Annotated in this window: 15 protein-coding genes and 2 tRNA genes; 10 read left to right on the forward strand and 7 right to left on the reverse strand. The window is 35.2% G+C overall.

The features are described from left to right. Positions 1 to 26: 26 nt before the first annotated feature. The 4 genes from pnp to G9H60_RS09335 form a co-directional block, all read right to left on the reverse strand. On the reverse strand, positions 27 to 2174 hold the full coding sequence (gene pnp / locus G9H60_RS09320; RefSeq protein ID WP_223143785.1) for a polyribonucleotide nucleotidyltransferase: 2148 nt from the start codon (positions 2172 to 2174) through the stop codon (positions 27 to 29). A 117-nt stretch (positions 2175 to 2291) separates the two neighbouring features. Continuing rightward, on the reverse strand, positions 2292 to 2567 hold the full coding sequence (rpsO, locus tag G9H60_RS09325) for a 30S ribosomal protein S15 (RefSeq protein WP_109323137.1): 276 nt from the start codon (positions 2565 to 2567) through the stop codon (positions 2292 to 2294). Between the two features lie 77 nt (positions 2568 to 2644). After that, a complete protein-coding gene (locus G9H60_RS09330; protein ID WP_223143786.1) occupies positions 2645 to 4105 on the reverse strand; it encodes an LptF/LptG family permease in 1461 nt (486 codons plus the stop codon). Position 4106: 1 nt separating this feature from the next. Further along, positions 4107 to 4499 (reverse strand): START-like domain-containing protein, encoded by a 393-nt coding sequence (locus tag G9H60_RS09335; protein ID WP_223143787.1) that lies wholly within the window; start codon positions 4497 to 4499, stop codon positions 4107 to 4109. Positions 4500 to 4662: 163 nt separating this feature from the next. Between G9H60_RS09335 and G9H60_RS09340 the strand changes: the two genes are divergently transcribed. Further along, positions 4663 to 4736, forward strand: a tRNA-Met gene (locus tag G9H60_RS09340). A gap of 216 nt (positions 4737 to 4952) precedes the next feature. Further along, positions 4953 to 5420: a deoxycytidylate deaminase gene (locus G9H60_RS09345; protein ID WP_223143788.1), complete on the forward strand. Its 468-nt coding sequence runs from the start codon at positions 4953 to 4955 to the stop codon at positions 5418 to 5420. 88 nt (positions 5421 to 5508) lie between these two features. Here G9H60_RS09345 and G9H60_RS09350 read toward each other — a convergent pair whose 3' ends face one another. Then, complete coding sequence (locus tag G9H60_RS09350; RefSeq protein ID WP_223143789.1) at positions 5509 to 6024, reverse strand: FKBP-type peptidyl-prolyl cis-trans isomerase; 516 nt, start codon at positions 6022 to 6024, stop codon at positions 5509 to 5511. Positions 6025 to 6145: 121 nt separating this feature from the next. Between G9H60_RS09350 and holA the strand changes: the two genes are divergently transcribed. Then, complete coding sequence (holA, locus tag G9H60_RS09355; RefSeq protein ID WP_223143790.1) at positions 6146 to 7195, forward strand: DNA polymerase III subunit delta; 1050 nt, start codon at positions 6146 to 6148, stop codon at positions 7193 to 7195. Here holA and G9H60_RS09360 read toward each other — a convergent pair. Further along, positions 7192 to 7929: a hypothetical protein gene (locus tag G9H60_RS09360; protein ID WP_223143791.1), complete on the reverse strand. Its 738-nt coding sequence runs from the start codon at positions 7927 to 7929 to the stop codon at positions 7192 to 7194. The two genes, holA and G9H60_RS09360, sit on opposite strands and share 4 nt — an antisense overlap. 134 nt (positions 7930 to 8063) lie before the next feature. Here G9H60_RS09360 and G9H60_RS09365 point away from each other — a divergent pair. Next, positions 8064 to 8136: transfer RNA gene (locus tag G9H60_RS09365), tRNA-Lys, on the forward strand. 133 nt (positions 8137 to 8269) lie between these two features. Here G9H60_RS09365 and G9H60_RS09370 read toward each other — a convergent pair. Next, positions 8270 to 8584: a hypothetical protein gene (locus G9H60_RS09370; protein ID WP_223143792.1), complete on the reverse strand. Its 315-nt coding sequence runs from the start codon at positions 8582 to 8584 to the stop codon at positions 8270 to 8272. 227 nt (positions 8585 to 8811) lie between these two features. On the opposite strand from G9H60_RS09370, the gene G9H60_RS09375 reads away from it, so the two are divergent. From G9H60_RS09375 to G9H60_RS09400, 6 genes are all read left to right on the forward strand, one after another. Then, on the forward strand, positions 8812 to 11895 hold the full coding sequence (locus tag G9H60_RS09375; protein WP_223143793.1) for a type I restriction endonuclease subunit R: 3084 nt from the start codon (positions 8812 to 8814) through the stop codon (positions 11893 to 11895). Positions 11896 to 12020: 125 nt separating this feature from the next. Further along, positions 12021 to 13517: an HsdM family class I SAM-dependent methyltransferase gene (locus tag G9H60_RS09380; RefSeq protein WP_262900002.1), complete on the forward strand. Its 1497-nt coding sequence runs from the start codon at positions 12021 to 12023 to the stop codon at positions 13515 to 13517. After that, positions 13507 to 14841: a restriction endonuclease subunit S gene (locus tag G9H60_RS09385; RefSeq protein ID WP_223143795.1), complete on the forward strand. Its 1335-nt coding sequence runs from the start codon at positions 13507 to 13509 to the stop codon at positions 14839 to 14841. The genes G9H60_RS09380 and G9H60_RS09385 overlap by 11 nt, the downstream gene beginning before the upstream one ends. After that, positions 14796 to 15674: a hypothetical protein gene (locus G9H60_RS09390; RefSeq protein WP_223143796.1), complete on the forward strand. Its 879-nt coding sequence runs from the start codon at positions 14796 to 14798 to the stop codon at positions 15672 to 15674. The genes G9H60_RS09385 and G9H60_RS09390 overlap by 46 nt, the downstream gene beginning before the upstream one ends. Before the next feature lie 2 nt (positions 15675 to 15676). Beyond that, positions 15677 to 16348 carry an abortive infection system antitoxin AbiGi family protein gene (locus G9H60_RS09395; protein WP_223143797.1) on the forward strand — a complete coding sequence of 224 codons (672 nt, stop codon included), beginning with the start codon at positions 15677 to 15679 and terminating at the stop codon, positions 16346 to 16348. A 259-nt stretch (positions 16349 to 16607) separates the two neighbouring features. Next, complete coding sequence (locus G9H60_RS09400; RefSeq protein ID WP_223143798.1) at positions 16608 to 17117, forward strand: hypothetical protein; 510 nt, start codon at positions 16608 to 16610, stop codon at positions 17115 to 17117. Positions 17118 to 17458: the final 341 nt, after the last annotated feature.

A 17458-nucleotide genomic window follows, 5' to 3' on the forward strand; every position in this document is an offset into this window, starting at 1 on the left:
AAACATATAACCCATGAAATAACATATTAGTTGTCAGAATTTTCTGAGCTACGTTCTGGTTTTGGTAATAACACTTTAGCAGATAAACGGAATTTTCCTGTTTTCTTGTCTACTTCCACCAATTTTACTTTCACTTTGTCTCCTTCTTTGAAAACGCCATCCATGGTTTCGATGCGATCCCAAGAAATCTCAGAGATATGAAGTAAACCATCTTTACCAGGTAAAAATTCCACAAAAGCACCAAATGCTTGAATGTTTTTCACTTTACCTTCATATACCTCTCCTACTTCAGGAATAGTTACGATACCTTTGATCATTCGAACGGCATGGTCCATAGCAGCGCCATTGGCTGAGAATACGCTAACATAGCCACCGTCTTCTTTTTCTTCAATAGTTACTGTAGCACCTGATTGCTTTTGAATATCTTGAACCACTTTACCACCTGGTCCGATTACCGCACCAATTTGGTCTTTCATGATTTTGATAACAGTGGCACGAGGAGTTTGAGGTTTGAAATCTTCTCTAACTTGAGGAATCGCTTTTTTCATCTCATTTAAGATGTGTAAACGACCTTCTTTAGCTTGAGATAAAGCTTCAACTAATACTTCGTAAGAAAGTCCTTGAACTTTAATGTCCATTTGACAAGCCGTGATACCATTTTCTGTACCTGTAACTTTAAAGTCCATATCTCCTAAGTGATCTTCATCACCTAAGATGTCAGAAAGCACGGCATATTTACCTGTTTTAGGATCTGAGATTAAACCCATAGCGATACCAGAAACGGGAGCTTTGATTTTAACACCAGCATCCATCAAGGCTAAAGTACCCGCACAAACGGTTGCCATAGATGAAGAACCATTGGATTCTAAAATATCTGAAACAATACGTAAAGTGTAAGGGAAATCCTCCATTTTAGGAAGAACCTTTTTGATAGCACGCATGGCCAAATTTCCATGTCCTACCTCACGACGGCCTACACCGCGGTTAGGCTTAACTTCACCGGTAGAAAATCCTGGGAAGTTGTAATGTAACATGAACTTATTGTAACCTTGAGTCATAGGTTGATCGATGATTTGCTCATCCATCTTTGTTCCTAAAGTAACCGTTGTTAACGATTGAGTTTCTCCACGAGTAAATACGGAAGAACCGTGGGGAGTTGGTAAATAATCTACTTCACAAGTAATTTGACGAATTTCGTTCAATTTACGACCATCTAAACGGTAGCGCTCTTGCAATACCAATTGACGTGCCGCTTCTTTCTCGATATCATGCAAATAGGTTTTTGCCATAGAAAGGTTCACTAAATGATCCTCTGGCAATGTGGCGATATATTCGTCAACAATCGCTTTGAAAGCAGCTTTACGCTCGTCTTTCTTTGGATTTGCTTGTTTAGCTACCTCTAAGTATTTTTCGTAATAGTTTTTCCACAATTCAGCACGCAACTCTTCGTTGTGTGATTCATGAGAATACGTACGTTTTTCAGTTTTGCCACAAGCAACAGTTAATTCATTCAATGCTTGGCATTGTAATTTAATGGCATCGTGTGCAATACGTAAAGCTTCGATCATTTCTATTTCAGAAACTTCATCGCCTTCGCCTTCTACCATTAAAATATCGTTTGCGTTTGCTGCAACGATTAATTCTAAACTAGCTCCAGCTAATTCGCTTACGCTTGGGTTCACTTTATATTCACCGTTGATTTTAGCAACGCGAACTTCAGATATAGGTCCATTGAATGGAATATCGGAAACAGCTAAAGCAGCTGCTGCGGCTAAACCAACAAATGCATCTGGTAGTACTTCTGAATCAGCAGAAATTAAGTTGATTAAAACTTGTACGTCTGCATGATAGTCATCTGGAAAAGTTGGACGCAAAGCGCGGTCAACCAAACGAGAGATAAGAATTTCATAATCAGAAAGGCGAGCCTCTCTTTTAAGAAAAGAACCAGGAATACGTCCATTGGACGCAAATTTTTCTTGATAATCAACAGATAATGGAAGGAAATCTACTCCTTCTTTGGCCTCTTTGTTGGCTACTACTGTAGCTAACAACATCATATTTCCTGATTTGACAACCACGGCTCCATCGGCTTGCTTGGCTAATTTGCCAGTTTCGATTTGGATTTCCTTGCCGTCAGGCATTGAAATATGTTTCGTAATAATGTTAAATGACATACGTTTTTGAATAAATTACTACGCCCTATGCGTAGAATAAAGATGTTTGTTTGATGATTCAAACTGTACCGCAATGAATAAAGCAGGGCTTCATGACATGAAACCCTGCAATTAATCTTATTTACGAATACCTAATTCAGCGATGATAGCACGATAACGTGTGATATCTGTACGAGTTAAGTAATCAAGTAAACGACGACGCTTACCAACTAATTTCAAAAGACCTAAGCGTGTGCTGTGATCTTTCTTGTTTTTCTTAAGGTGCTCCGTCAAATGATTGATTCTGAATGTAAATAACGCAATTTGCGATTCAGCAGAACCAGTATCGATTTTTGACTTTGCTTTCCCTTTAGATTCAAAAATTTCTTGTTTTTTCTCGGGTGACAAATACATCTTTTACCAGTTTTTAAATTGTGAAAAATTAATTTGCAAAAGTAGGAATTTTAATAAGAAATTCCAAATCATATAGCTTATGCCTTGGATGAAATCCTGTTCTTCCGTTTCTCCCAATAGGTTTTTATACGGTCCCATAGAATTCTGTAAAAATCTGATTCAAAAAGTCGGGAGTCTTTTAAGGCTATACGGAGGAAATAGGCTCCTATCAAAGCGAGAATACCATTGGAGACCCAAGCACCAATTTCGACAAGCACCTTCCCTTCTTTGGCCATTTTATCACCTTGTTGGGTTAGAATATACATCAAAATAAAGAAGGATACTGCAACGACAACGGGAATACCAAAGCCTCCTTTTTTAATAATGGCTCCTAAGGGTGCTCCGATGAGGAACATAACCAATACGGCCAATGAATTGGTGAATTTATGGTGCCATTCCAAATCAGTCTTTTTAAGTTCGGTAACACGCTCACCTAAATTAACTTCATTCGTTTGTCCGAAGGCAATTAAATTTTGGACTTCTTGTTTAGCCAGTTCTTCCATGGGGCGGAAATCTTTACCGCTTTTCAATTTTTCGGCAATTTTGGGCCCTATCCATTTCGTTTGATGATTCATACTTCGCAAGGAAGCACCAACAGGTTTACGAAAATAGACGTAATAAACACTGGAAGCTAAGCTAAAGCCTTTTCTCATATTGCGAATATTCCTGGACAAGGAATCGGCATCGTCGGCCAATTGATTGTTGTTTCGCATGATTTGGTGATGAGCAAATTGATTTTCCTCTGTTTTTTGTAAATCAAATCCAGACAAAGACATCACAATTTTACTTCGTTTGAAACTATGAATTGCCAACTCGGATAAATCATTTCCTGGTCCACGGTCGGCATCTTCAATATAATCTTTGCCATTAAAGAGTTCAAAAATTAAGTATTTTCTATCTAAAATGGTATACATCTGGGCCGAATCAGCCACGGTGACATGTCGGTTTCCGTCATTACCGGTATGGTCATAGATAATCAGCGACTTCAGTGTTTTGTTGTCTGAGAACTTTTTTGCCACTTTAATGGAATAGCCCGGAAGGTCATTGTAAAATATACCCTCCTTGATATTTAATGTGGTTTTGGTGGTTTTGATATCATACAATAGACTCCATCCTTTCAAATTGGCCCAGGGTAAAGCCACATTGACAAACCAAAACATGAAAATACTGATGAGTATGGTAGTGACAAATATGGGTCTAAAGATGCGGAATATGGATATTCCAGCACTTTTTAGGGCAGTTAATTCAAAATTTTCTCCCAGTTTGCCAAATGTCATCAAGGATGATAACAAAATGGATAAGGGCATGGCGAGAGGAACAGTAATTAGGGAAAAATAAAAGAATAGTTCAACGTAAACCGTAGCTCCTAGGTCTTTTCCAAATAGATCGGCAAAGTAAAAAAGGACCAATCGTAAGAGGAAAATAAAAATGACAATAAGGAAAGTAAGAACAAATGGCCCCCAAAAGGCATTGAGGACTAGTTTATCTATTTTACGCATGTTAGCTCCCGACGATTTCTTTTAATTTATCGCAAAGATAATCCCAAAGTTCGGCAGCATCATCGTCTGATTTAAAAGTTGATGCACTATCTATTACTTTTAGGTAGGTGGTATTTGAAAGTTCACTAACCTCCAATTTGAGTTCGATAAAACCTTTGGAAGTCTCGTCTTTAGGATTTAAAAATTCAAAACGAACAAATTTATTCAATTTACTTTGCACTAAAACAGCAGGGTGATTTTCATCATCCCAGTAAAAGTGAAAGGTGCTGGCGTTGGGTACTGTGACTTTATCTGCAAACCACTGTTGAAGTCCTGAAGCAGTACTTAAATACGGGTAAAGTACTTTTGGTGAGGCTTTTACCTCGTATTCAAACTCGAAATTGTTTGCTGGCATATTATTTATCTATTAATGGATTAGGCTTTACACACATGATTCTAACCCGCTATTAGCAAAGGTATTATTTCTAAGCTAATTCCCAAATCTGCCATAAAATTAATCAATATTAAGAAATTATTTGTGACTGTAAACGCTTTCTGCTACCTTTGCAACGCAATTTGGCGGGGTAGCTCAGATGGTTAGAGCGTTGGATTCATAACCCAAAGGTCGGCAGTTCGATTCTGCTCCCCGCTACTTTTAGAAAGACAAGTCGAAAGATTTGTCTTTTTTTTTTGCAGCTGGTTTCGAGAGCCTCAGTCACCTTTTAGCAACTAATCTTCATCAATTTTAAAAGGTGACTGAGGTTCTCGAAGTCACCTGGTAATATTTTAAAGAAAGCCTACACTATTCAATTGAAAAATAAATTGGATATTTGTGATCAAATTTGACCCCACCGATTCGATAGCCTATATGAATAAACCACCATTCGATGCGATTTTCATGGAATTAGCTCAAAATTTAGCTTTGAGATCGCATTGTACCCGAGCGCAGGTAGGATGTGTACTTACCAAAGAAACACGAATTATTTCCATCGGTTACAATGGTCCACCAGCAGGTACTCATAATTGCGATGATGAATTTGGAGAAGATGGTTGCCCAAGAGATTCCAAGGGTTCTTGTTCTTTGGCATTACATGCCGAACAAAATGCGATTTTGTATGCTTCTAAAAATGGCGCTGATGTAGAAGGCTCCACGATTTATGTGACCCTCTCCCCTTGTATATCCTGCGCTAGAATCATTTATAGCATGAAAATTAAGCGAGTAATATACCTAAACTCTTATGCAGCTTATAAAGGCCTTCCTTCCGATGAAGGTGTTGACTTCTTACGCAAATTTGGCGTGGATGTTAAGGCTTATGCTGATTTGGAGTTGGTTTAGGAATGAAGAATGTAAAATGTAGAAAGTAGAATGAATTTTTGGAACTATATACATCCTTAATTCTTCATTCTACATTCTTCGTTGACAATTAATGATGATGCACCCCACCCTCGCCATGCACGTGGCCATGAGCAATCTCTTCCGCAGTTGCTTCACGTACTTTAATAACTTTTCCGCTAAACATTAAGTCTTTTTCAGCCAAAGGATGGTTAAAATCCATGGTGACAGTTTCTGGACCCACTTGAACCACCATACCTTGCATACGGTTTCCTTGATCGTCTGTCATAGGAATAAAATTCCCCACTTTTAACATATCACTCGTGTCTTGTCCTTCAATTTGAAAGATGGATTTAGGTAAATCTATGATAGCATTTGGATCCACCACGCCATAAGCATCTTCTGCTTGAATGGTAAAATCGAAAGTATCGTTTACGGAAAGTCCATTTAAATTAGCTTCGAAAGCTTCCGGTAAGCCACTTAATCCATGGATAAAAACCATGGGTTCATTTTCGTCGACAATTTCAACTACCTCTGGCTCTCCTTCTTCATTGGGGAAAGACAATTGGTAAGAAATGAATACAACGGAGTTCGGTTTAATCTGCATATTGTTCTATTTTGCAGCAAACCTACGGGATTAATTTGTAAAGCTTGATGCCAAAGATTAATATTTTTGGATCAAGAGCTTTTGATTAGCTTTGTATCTCGATTTAAATTCCAATATTTCCATGCAAAAAAGTGCTCAAGACGTATTAAAAGACATCAAACAACTAAAATTGGCACCTATTTACCTAATCCATGGGGATGAGCCATTTTTTATTGACCAATTGGTGGATGCTTTTGAAAATAAGGTATTGAGTCCGGATCAGCAAAGTTTCAATCAGTTTGTCATGTACGGAAAAGATCAATCTTTGGGAGAAGTGATTTCTTATTCCCGCAGGTTTCCCATGATGTCAGACAAACAAGTGATTATTGTGAAGGAAGCTGTTTTTTTAGAAGCCATGGCTAAAGGCAAAACAGATGCTAAAGATAAGGGGAATACGGATTGGAAAGCATGGGTAGATTATTGTGAAAGACCTACGGAATCGACCATTCTCGTTTTTACGCTAAAAACGCTGTTAACGGATAAATCCAAAATTCTAGCACCTTTGGATAAGAAAGGTGTTGTGGTAGCTTCTAAAAAAATCAGTGAAGATCGTTTAGGAGTTTGGTTAAAGGATTATTTAGGTTCTCATGCTTTGCATATTCAAGCGAATGCTCAGGAACTAATGGTTTCCTTTGTAGGGACGGATTTAAAGAGAATGGCCCACGAGGCTGATAAATTGATCGTGAACGTCCCACAAGGCAAGGAAATAGGCTTAGATGAGGTAGAGAAATTCATTGGTATAAGTCGGGAGTACAATTATTTTGAATTTCAAAAAGCCATCATTCAACGAAATGGAGAAAAAGGACAGAAAATAGCCTTTTATTTTGCGGAGAATACCAAGCAAAACCCTGCGGCACCCATGTTGATCATGTTGTTTAATTTCTTTGCTAAGGTGTTACAAGTGCATGATTTAGGTTCTATCTCGGATGGAGAGATGGCCAGTGCTATTGGAGTAAATCCTTACTATGTCAAGGATTATACCTTGGCTAAGCGAAATTACCCAATCGGAAAGGTTGTTCGTATCATTGAAGCTATTAAAAATGCCGATTTACGGGTAAAAGGTGTAATGGGCAATAGTGATAAAGAACGAGAAATTATTCTCGATTTGAGTTTCGAGATTTTTAATCTTTAGTTGATGGGTAAGTAATCGTCTGCTTTCACATATCCCAATTGCCCTTCGAAATAGCAGTTTACCCAGATATCTTTTTTCTGCCAGTGGATAATTCGATTTCCTTTTTTTAGCATTTGTTTTACGGGTGCAGCAGATGAGGCATAATCTCTCAAATAGGCCTTTTCTTTGGTGATAATGCCATATTGTAGTAAAGCTGGGAAATTGGCGAACCAAGTTAAAAATAAGAGATAGAATCCCAGATAATACAAACTGTAGGCTTTGATTTTTAATTTTTTGACTTTTTTGAAGCTTAAAATACCCACCACATAAAAGGCCAAAGCAAACAAAAAGCCCATTAGGTATGGGAAATATGTAAAATAAATCCAAAGAAACTGGTCCATGATATTGATTTGAAAACCAGAAAGTCCTTGCCTATCTCCTATTTCTTGGAGACGTTTGGCAATGGCCGGTCGATCTTGCTCAGCTTGTAAGCTAGATAAATAATATAATTCTTGTAACCAATCGTTTTTGGCTTTAGCTATGTAGCCTAATTTTAATCGGATTGTTTCATTTTCGCTGCGTTGGGATTCAACGAATGGCAAATAAATTTTTTCTGCCTCTAGTAAACGATTGCTTTTAAACAAAGAATCTGCTAGGGTCAATTGATTTCTATCTATTTGGCTATAAGCAGGTTGCCAAAAGCAGAAATAAAAAAGTGCAAAAAATATAATTTTATTTAGATGGTAGACTTGCATAATTCGAAAAACCGTACTAGTTTTGCACCGCAATAAGGGGAAAATGTTCTGCTTTTGCAAACTGAAGTTGGCCAGTGGCTAAACTTCCTTTCGACTCCAGAGTGGGTCAATTGATATACAAGCGTAAGCTTGATGATTCCGTAGCTCAGTTGGTAGAGCAATACACTTTTAATGTATGGGTCCTGGGTTCGAATCCCAGCGGGATCACTTTTAGTTAAATTAAAAACCTGTAAATCAAGTATTTGCAGGTTTTTTTCTTTTTATGGTACAGGTATGGGTACAGGTTTTGTGTCTTAAATATTCCTTTTAATTTAGTTATTGCCTTTTAAATTCTAATAATTCATATCTTATCACTGACCAAAAGCTTAACTATTGGAGCGTCAATGTACCCAATTTGAACATATCTATTTGTGAGTTCAGCTATTTCATTTTCAATAAGAAATTCAAGAATACCTTCATTTTCAGAATAATTCTTAATTACCAATTCATCATTTTTAAGATTTAAACCAGGTACACAAATAGATACAGTAAGCAATGGGTCATCGTTGGACCTATTGATAATTTGTAATGAATTTTGATTGTTTTGATATTTACCTTTTAATAAGTAAACATTACACAAGGCTCTTTTAGATAGAGGAAATTTATATACTTTCATTATATTTAGTTTTAGTTTTTTAATAAAAGGATTCGATAATTTCAAATCCTTTATGAAAATAACATTTTTAAAATTTATTTAGCATTTAGATTAAATCGAAATATCTACTGTAAAGTTTAAAGTGAAAAACTCAAATTTCAAGCAAATTCTAAGAAGTTGATACTATTTAAATAGATCCATTTTCTGAATCAATTTAATGAGTAATGAGAAATTTGAAATAGTTCTATATGGCCTTTAACGAAAATTCAAGGGTAAAAATCCCTGCTATTCTGCATCTGAACAGATTGGGTTATAAATACATTTCGCTAACTAAAGCTAAATGGGATTTAGAGACCAATATATTTACCGATATTTTTCATGATAGCATTAATCGCATAAATCCTGAACTTGATAAAGCTGATATAAAAAGACTACTTGAAGACGTTTCACTAGTTTTAGACAATGAGGATTTGGGAGAAGCATTTTACAATATGCTTACATCAACTTCAGGAACGAAATTAATTGACTTTAAAGATCTCAATATCAACTCATATCATGTTGTAACAGAGCTAACCTATAAAAACGGAGACGATGAATTCAGACCTGATATAACCATATTGATCAACGGAATGCCTCTGGCATTTATTGAGGTTAAAAAACCGAATAATCAAGAGGGTGTTTTGCAGGAAAGAGACCGCATCAATGTACGGTTTAAAAATAAGAAGTTTCGAAAGTTCATCAATATTTCCCAGCTACTTGTATTCTCAAACAATATGGAGTACGATATTGAATCTATTGAACCAATACAAGGCGCTTTTTATGCTTCAACCTCATATAATTCAGCCAACTTTAATTGTTTCAGAGAGGAGGATAAATTTGATTTAGCGACTTTATTAAAAGTGGAAGATGATGATTTAGAGAATTTGGTTTTGAAAGACAATAACCTTTCTGTTATCAAACATTCGCCTGAGTTTATTACTAACAAAGATCCAAATTCCCCTACCAATCGTATTCTGACCTCACTTTTTAGCCGAGACCGTTTTGCGACTATTTTGAAATACGCTATTGCGTATGTGAACGAAGAAAAAGGCTTGGAAAAACACATAATGCGTTATCCTCAGTTGTTTGCCACTAAAGCCATTGAACGGAAACTAAATGAAGGAATTAAAAAAGGAATTATTTGGCATACACAAGGAAGCGGAAAAACCGCGCTCTCGTATTACAATGTAAAATACCTGACGGACTATTTTCAGCAAAAGGGAGTTGTTCCAAAATTCTATTTTATTGTTGACCGTATTGATTTGATGAATCAAGCCAAAAGGGAATTTACAAGTCGTGGTTTGATTGTACATACGGTAAACTCAAAAGACGAATTACTTCGAAATTTCAAAGCAAGACAAGCCATTCATAATCTTTCAGGTAAGCGAGAAATAACCGTTGTAAATATTCAAAAATTCAAAGACGATACGGACGTGTTGAAAGTGAATGATTATGACATCAACACCCAGCGAGTTTACTTTTTAGATGAAGTACATCGCAGTTACAACCCAACCGGTAGTTTCTTAGCCAACCTTTTAAATTCAGATAGAAATGCAATTATCATTGGTTTAACAGGAACTCCATTAATTGGCAATGACAGGACGTCACGCCAAATATTTGGTGATTACATTCACAAATATTACTACAACGCCTCAATAGCTGATGGATATACCTTAAAACTCATCCGTGAAGACATTGAAACTACCTACAAATTTCAGTTGAAAGAAGCACTGAAAGAAGTGGAAATTTTAAAAGGTGATGCAGACAAAAGGGTGATTTATGCTCATGCAAGGTTTGTAGAGCCTATGTTGGATTATATTGTTCAGGATTTTCTAAAAAGCCGTGTTCGCTTTGGAGACGAATCTATTGGTGCGATGGTGGTTTGTGATAGTGCCGAACAAGCACGAAAATTGTTTGAAATTTTTATCAGTAAGTACAATCCAACACAAAAAACGGTTGAAGAAGTTCCACCCTACTTAATGACTGCTGAACCTGTTTTAGATTATGGAACGAATTTAGCTGACCAAAATAAAAACTTAGTTGCTTCATTAATTCTTCACGACATTGGCTCAAAAGACGACCGTAAAAATGAAGTAGAGGGTTTCAAGGATGGCAAAATTGATATCCTGTTTGTATACAATATGTTGCTCACAGGATTTGATGCCAAACGTCTCAAAAAATTATACATCGGCAGAATTATTAAGAACCACAACTTATTACAAACGCTTACAAGAGTAAACCGTCCATATAAAAAATTCAGATATGGTTATGTGGTTGACTTTGCTGATATAACCAAAGAGTTTGATGCTACCAATAAGGCTTATTTTGACGAATTGCAAGCCGAGTTGGGGGATGAAATTCAGAACTATTCCAACCTTTTTAAATCAAAAGAAGAGATTGAAGAAGAAATAAAGAGCATCAAAGAAAAGTTGTTTCATTACGACTTACGAAATGCAGAAGTATTCTCTCAGCAAATCAGTCAAATTGAAGATCGAACTCAAGTATTAGCGATTAAGAAGGCATTAGAAATTGCCAAGAACATTTACAACCTTATTCGTTTAGAAGGTCATTTCGATTTGTTGGAAAAAGTTGATTTTAAAAAACTGAACCAACTATACAATGAAGCTTCACGCCATTTGGATTTGCTCAACCTCAAAGCCAACATTGAAAACAATGTAGATACTACAAATTTGCTTAATGTGGCATTAGAAAATGTGCTCTTCATGTTCCACAAGGTTTCAGAAGAAGAAATGGTCATAGCTGACCAGTTGAAAGATATGCTCCGCAAAACCCGTGAAGCATTAGGAGGCAATTTTGACCAAGTTGACCCACAGTTTGTAAATTTATATGAAGAGTTAAAACGATTATTTGACAAGAAAAATCTTGATGAAATATCACAAGACGAAATGAAATACAATATTGCTTCGCTACAAAAGATTTACGATAAAGTAACGGAGCTAAACCGAAAAAATAATTTACTTAAAGCAAAATATGAGAACGATACTAAGTATGCAAGAATGCACAAGCGGATTCTAGAAAATGGCAATATTTCAAAACGTGAAAGCGAAATTTGCGAAACACTAATGGACATTAAAAAACAAGTTGATGAAAAGGTTATGATCAATACTCAAATGTTGAACAATGAAAGCTATTTTGACAAACTTCTCATACAAATGGTGATTGGCAGTTTTGGAAAAACCAAAATTGACCTAGATCCCGAATCAGCCAAGCACATCAACACTTGTTTAGTGAAAGAATATATGAACGAATATCAAGGAAATAGAGCATGGTAACCCAAGATTTTACAGTACAGACAAAAGAACTAATTGATAACCTGAAGGGTGTTTGTACCTCATATGGATTAGGAAACGATGGTAATGAATTTAAAATTATAACCCAGGTGTTTCTATATAAGTTTATGAACGACAAATTTGGGTATGAGGTAAAACAATTAGAACCTAAACTAGCTTTGGCCGAAAGCTGGGAAAAGGAAATTGCCCAATATAGCGACAACCAATATGAAATGTTGTTACTACGCATGAGCCCTGACAGCGCCAAACTAAAACGGGAACATTTTATCTCTAACCTTTATAACCGACAAGACACTGTAGAATTTGCTAAGTTTTTTGATGATACCCTACGTGATATCGCCATATTCAATAACGATATTTTCTCGGTAAAAACAGGCTCAGGTGCGAAAATTGTATTGTTTGATGAAATCAGTAATTACATTACAGACAGCAATCAGCGTGATAATTTTTGCAAAGCTATTATCAACCAATTAGTGAATTTTAGTTTCGAGAAAATCTTCAATCAAAAGTTTGATTTCTTCTCTACAATTTTTGAATACCTCATTAAAGATTATAACAAAGATGGTGGAGGTAAATACGCGGAGTATTACACTCCTCATGCGGTTTCAAAAATCATGGCTTCTATCTTGGTAGATAAGCCAGTGAGTAATGTAACTTGTTACGACCCATCGGCAGGTTCGGGAACCTTATTAATGAATTTGGCTCATGCCATTGGCGAGGATCGCTGTACAATTTATTCACAGGATATTTCTCAGAAGTCATCAAGTATGTTGCGTTTGAATTTGATATTGAACAATTTGGTTCACTCCATTCAAAATATTATTCAGGGCAATACCATTAAAACCCCATACCACAAGGTTGGTGATAAGCTGATGAAATTTGATTATATAGTATCAAATCCTCCCTTTAAGTTAGACTTTAGTGATTACGTAGCCGATTTAGATACCAAGCAAAACAACGAACGCTTTTTTGCCGGTTTTCCGAATATCCCGAAAAAGGACAAAGACAAAATGGCCATTTATCCTTTGTTCATTCAGCATATCATGTTTTCATTATCTGATAATGGAAAAGCTGCAATTGTAGTACCTACTGGTTTTATTACGGCACAAAGCGGCATTGAAAAGAAAATACGAGAACGTCTGGTTGAGGAAAAAATGTTACGTGGTGTGGTTAGTATGCCGAGTAATATTTTTGCCACCACAGGCACCAATGTAAGTATTTTGTTTTTGGACAAAGCCAATATAAAAGGTGATATTGTATTGATGGATGCTTCTAAATTAGGTTCTACAGTAAAGGAAGGAAAGAGTCAAAAAACAGTGCTATCTGATATTGAAGAGCTGACAATTATAGAAACCTTCAATAAGCATGTAGCTAAGGAAGATTTTGCCATTGTGGTGAATTACGAACAGATAAAAGAAAAAAACTACAGTTTTAGTGCAGGGCAATATTTTGAGGTGAAAATTGAATATACAGACATTACACCTGCCGAGTTTGAAGCCAAAATGAATAGCTTTAAAGCCAACTTAAACAACCTTTTTGCCGAATCTAGAACATTGGAAATAGAAATTCATGAACAATTAAATAGATTGAAGTATGAGTTTTAATTTAAAAAGTACTTTGAAATCAGATGATATTCCATTTATACTTCCAGATAATTGGTCTTGGTATAAATGGGGTGACCTAATTACAGAATATCAGCAAGGATTGATAAGATCTAACCGAGAACTTTCTGAATCAGGAACCCCCTATTTAAAAATGAATAATCTCGATAATAATGGAGGTTATCATTTGAATAGAATTGAATATACAGTTGTTTCAAAAGAGGAATTAGAAAAGTACAGATTACACAAAGACGACTTTTTATTGAATGTTAGAAATAGTAAGGAATTAGTTGGAAAGACTTGTGTGATTGGCAATCTTAACTTTAACATGGTGTTTAACCACATGTTGGTTAGAATAAAACATCATGAAGGAATTTCTAGCACCTACATTAATGCATTACTTAAAATTCCAGTAATGAGAAAATTCATTGATAGGTGTAAAAGCGGCACAACAACTGTAATTGCTTTATATCAAAGAGATTTGTATGATATACCAATACCTCTTCCAGATAAAAAAACACAGGACTCAATAGTTGCTTTTGTAAAGAATAACTATTCCAAAATCGAACTCAACAACCGCATCAATGGTGAATTAGAATCCATGGCCAAAACCATCTACGATTATTGGTTTGTTCAGTTTGATTTCCCTGATAAAAATGGAAAGCCATACAAAACGAGTGGCGGTAATATGTTTTGGAATGAGGAGTTGAAAAGAGAGATTCCTGAGGGATGGGAAGATGGAAAACTTGGAGATATAGCAGAACTTGTTCGTGGTGTAACTTATGATTCAAGTGAGATTAAGAGTCAAAACGAAACTGGAGTAATTCCAATATTAAGGGCAACTAATGTTTCTGGCAATGTCATTGATTTAAATGATATGGTATATGTTCCTAAAGAGAATGTTTCCTCTAGCCAGGTTCTAAATAAGTACGATATATTAATTACGATGTCCAGTGGTAGCAAGGAACATATTGGCAAGAATGGATTTTTCTATTTTGAAGAGGAAGTATCATTCGGAGCCTTTTGTGCAAAAATTGTTGCAAAAGGGGAATTCAGATTTTATTTATACTCATACACACAATCAGATTTCATGTTTACGACCATTAAAAACGAATGTTTAGGGACTAACATAAATAATCTCAATGGTGGACTTGTAAAGGGTTTTAAAATTTTAGTTCCACCAGATGGAATGATTGAATCTTTTAATGAAATAGTTTCTCCTTTATATGAAAAAATTGGTAATAACTTAATCGAAAACCAAAAACTCATCGAACTGCGTGATTGGCTTTTGCCAATGCTGATGAATGGGCAGGTGAAGGTGAATTAAAATTTAAAAAGATGCTATTAGTACAATTATCAAATAGATGTAAGCTGTTCGAATCAATTTCAACTGATACTTGGAACAAAATAATCAGGAACCATCGAACTGGCAATCAAGCAAGGGAAATTGGTCTTACATCTGATATTGTTTCTGAAATCGAAGACAATCGCTTATCCTTTCCTAACATTGGTGTTTGGGCATTAGAGGCAAGAAATGAAAGAACTCATGGAAACGACATGGACATTTTTGTCGAAACCGCAACTGGTCAGTTTCTTTGGTGGGCTTTACAAGCTAAGGTTTTAAATCTTGACGGCACATATCATGACATTGCTACTTTAAGAAGTGGTCGTGAGTATCAATGGACTAAATTGAATCGTCTTTCAGCTGCTTCAGGGTGTGTTGTTCGCTATCTGCTTTACAATGGCTTAGCTGATTACCTTTTCAATGGTAAAGACATTTGTTCAAGGAAATTTGATGAAGACCAATTTGGTTGTTCATTAGTAAAAACAAATGATATAGAAAGGTTAGCATTGGCAGGCCCCGTTAGTTTTCATAGCTTTCATCCAAAGCTTGCACAACCGTGGCGGATAATTACTTGTTGTTTATTTAATCCTAATAAAGAAGAGGCAACTTATTATTCATCAGCACAAATTCGTGAAGCTGTAGGACTTTATCCGTATAGCATTGGAAACAAAGCAACTCTTGATCTACCAAGTGTAGATACAAAACTTAATGACTTTTCAGTAAATGCGATAAATGATTTTTCAGTCTCTGCCGAAAGAAAACCAGCATATAGAATTGTAATCAGGTCAACTACCTCACTTAATCAAACGAATTAAAAATGGCAAGGATCAGTTCAACCACTTTATTCAACTTTACAGAGAGTTTAGATTATCTAATCAATAATTTAAGAGAGGGTTTTTATTGTAGTAATACCTTTGAAAAATTGCCATTAAGAAACAATGGTTATCGTGTTGCGATGGCTTGCTTTTGTGATATTCCGTTGAGTTTAATCAAAGAACATTTTGATTGGTATGGTAGATATGGTATTGGAATAAAAAGAACATATGCAAGAGAACTCGGTGTAAAACCAGTTTGGTATGTAACCAGTGAAAGCCAACTGGTAAAATCCCTTATTAAAAACAAAGAACTTAATGAATACGAAAGGAAACATTTACTTCCTTATTTAAAGCAATTCATAGGTAATCAAGAATACAAAGACGGAAAAGAGAAGCGAAAGAAATTCTATGATGAAAGAGAATGGCGCTACATCCCGAACAATTCGCTAGTTGAGCCACTCTTTAGCACGAATAGAAAATCAATTCCGCAAAATAAAGATGAAAAGCATAGAATGAAGTTAAACTTAAGTGCTATTGAATACATAATCATCAACAAGGAAAATGAATTTGATAAAATAACCCCTATTTTAAAAACGCTTAGCAATGAAAATGTAAGGTTTGAAGTTTTGCTTTCAAAAATAATAACATCGAAACAAATTGAAAGAGATTTTTAGCTATCCAATATCATAAGCATATTTAATAACAATATGTAGCAAATCGAAAATCTATAAGTTGGTAAATGATTTATTCTCATTCCAACTTGAAAAATGGAATTAGTAAAATTCACTTCCTTTACTTGAAATAAAAATCACTATACTTAAACTTAATAACTCAACAGTTTAACAATCCCTTGACTATACATCATTTCAGCGCTTACTTTAGGACAAAATGATCGAATATTCAGAATAAATTGCTTTAATTTTAAAAATCCCCATGACAAAACACCTATTAAAATTCTTAGATATATACTTAATTATTCTGAGTGTAATTTTGGCATCCTTCATATACTTTATTTTTAAAGAGAAAATGGAAATTTCTATCACAATTATTGCTTTAGCAATTTCAGTTTCGATAGGTTTACGACAATACAAAATTGAAAATGATAAAATATTTAAAGAGCTTTTCGTAATGTACAATGATAAATATGATGAGAAGTTTAATAATCATTTAAATCATATTGTCTATCAATCCCAGAATAATCCAGAATATCGTTTATCAGAAATGGAACAATCAATTGTAATTGATTATTTAAATATTTGTGCTGAAGAATATCTTTGGTACACAAAAGGCAGAATTGATCCTACTGTTTGGAAATCATGGGAAAGTGGAATGAAATTCTACTTGGAAAAAAAAACAATCAAAGAATTCATAGTATCAGAAAGCTCTCAAAAAGAATCTTATTATGGACTTTTTGAATACTTAAACATAGGCAAAACTGCCTAAAAGGCAGATTTAAAAGATTTTAAGTAATTCGGATTGACTGAAGCAATAAGTTTTATCTAATCAGAATAACATTATTCTTTGGACAAAAAGGACAAAATTAACGTTTATAAAGAATCATCGCCAGACAAGCTTTAGAAATAGAGTTTAAATCAGAGCTTCTAAAAAAAAGACCTGTGATTACTAAGGAAAGAAAGTTGATCGTTTGGCGATACAGTCAGCAGGCTCCCACTCTGATGCTTGTTTCCTGGTCGATCTTGCTTCCAGTGTATATTATTATATTTAATGGTGTGAAACTAGGTTTTAAAGCGAGTTCTTACGCTTCTAAGCAATTAAGACTTAGT

Origin of the sequence: Aquirufa aurantiipilula (assembly GCF_019923745.1) — a bacterium.
Lineage (GTDB): Bacteria > Bacteroidota > Bacteroidia > Cytophagales > Spirosomataceae > Aquirufa > Aquirufa aurantiipilula.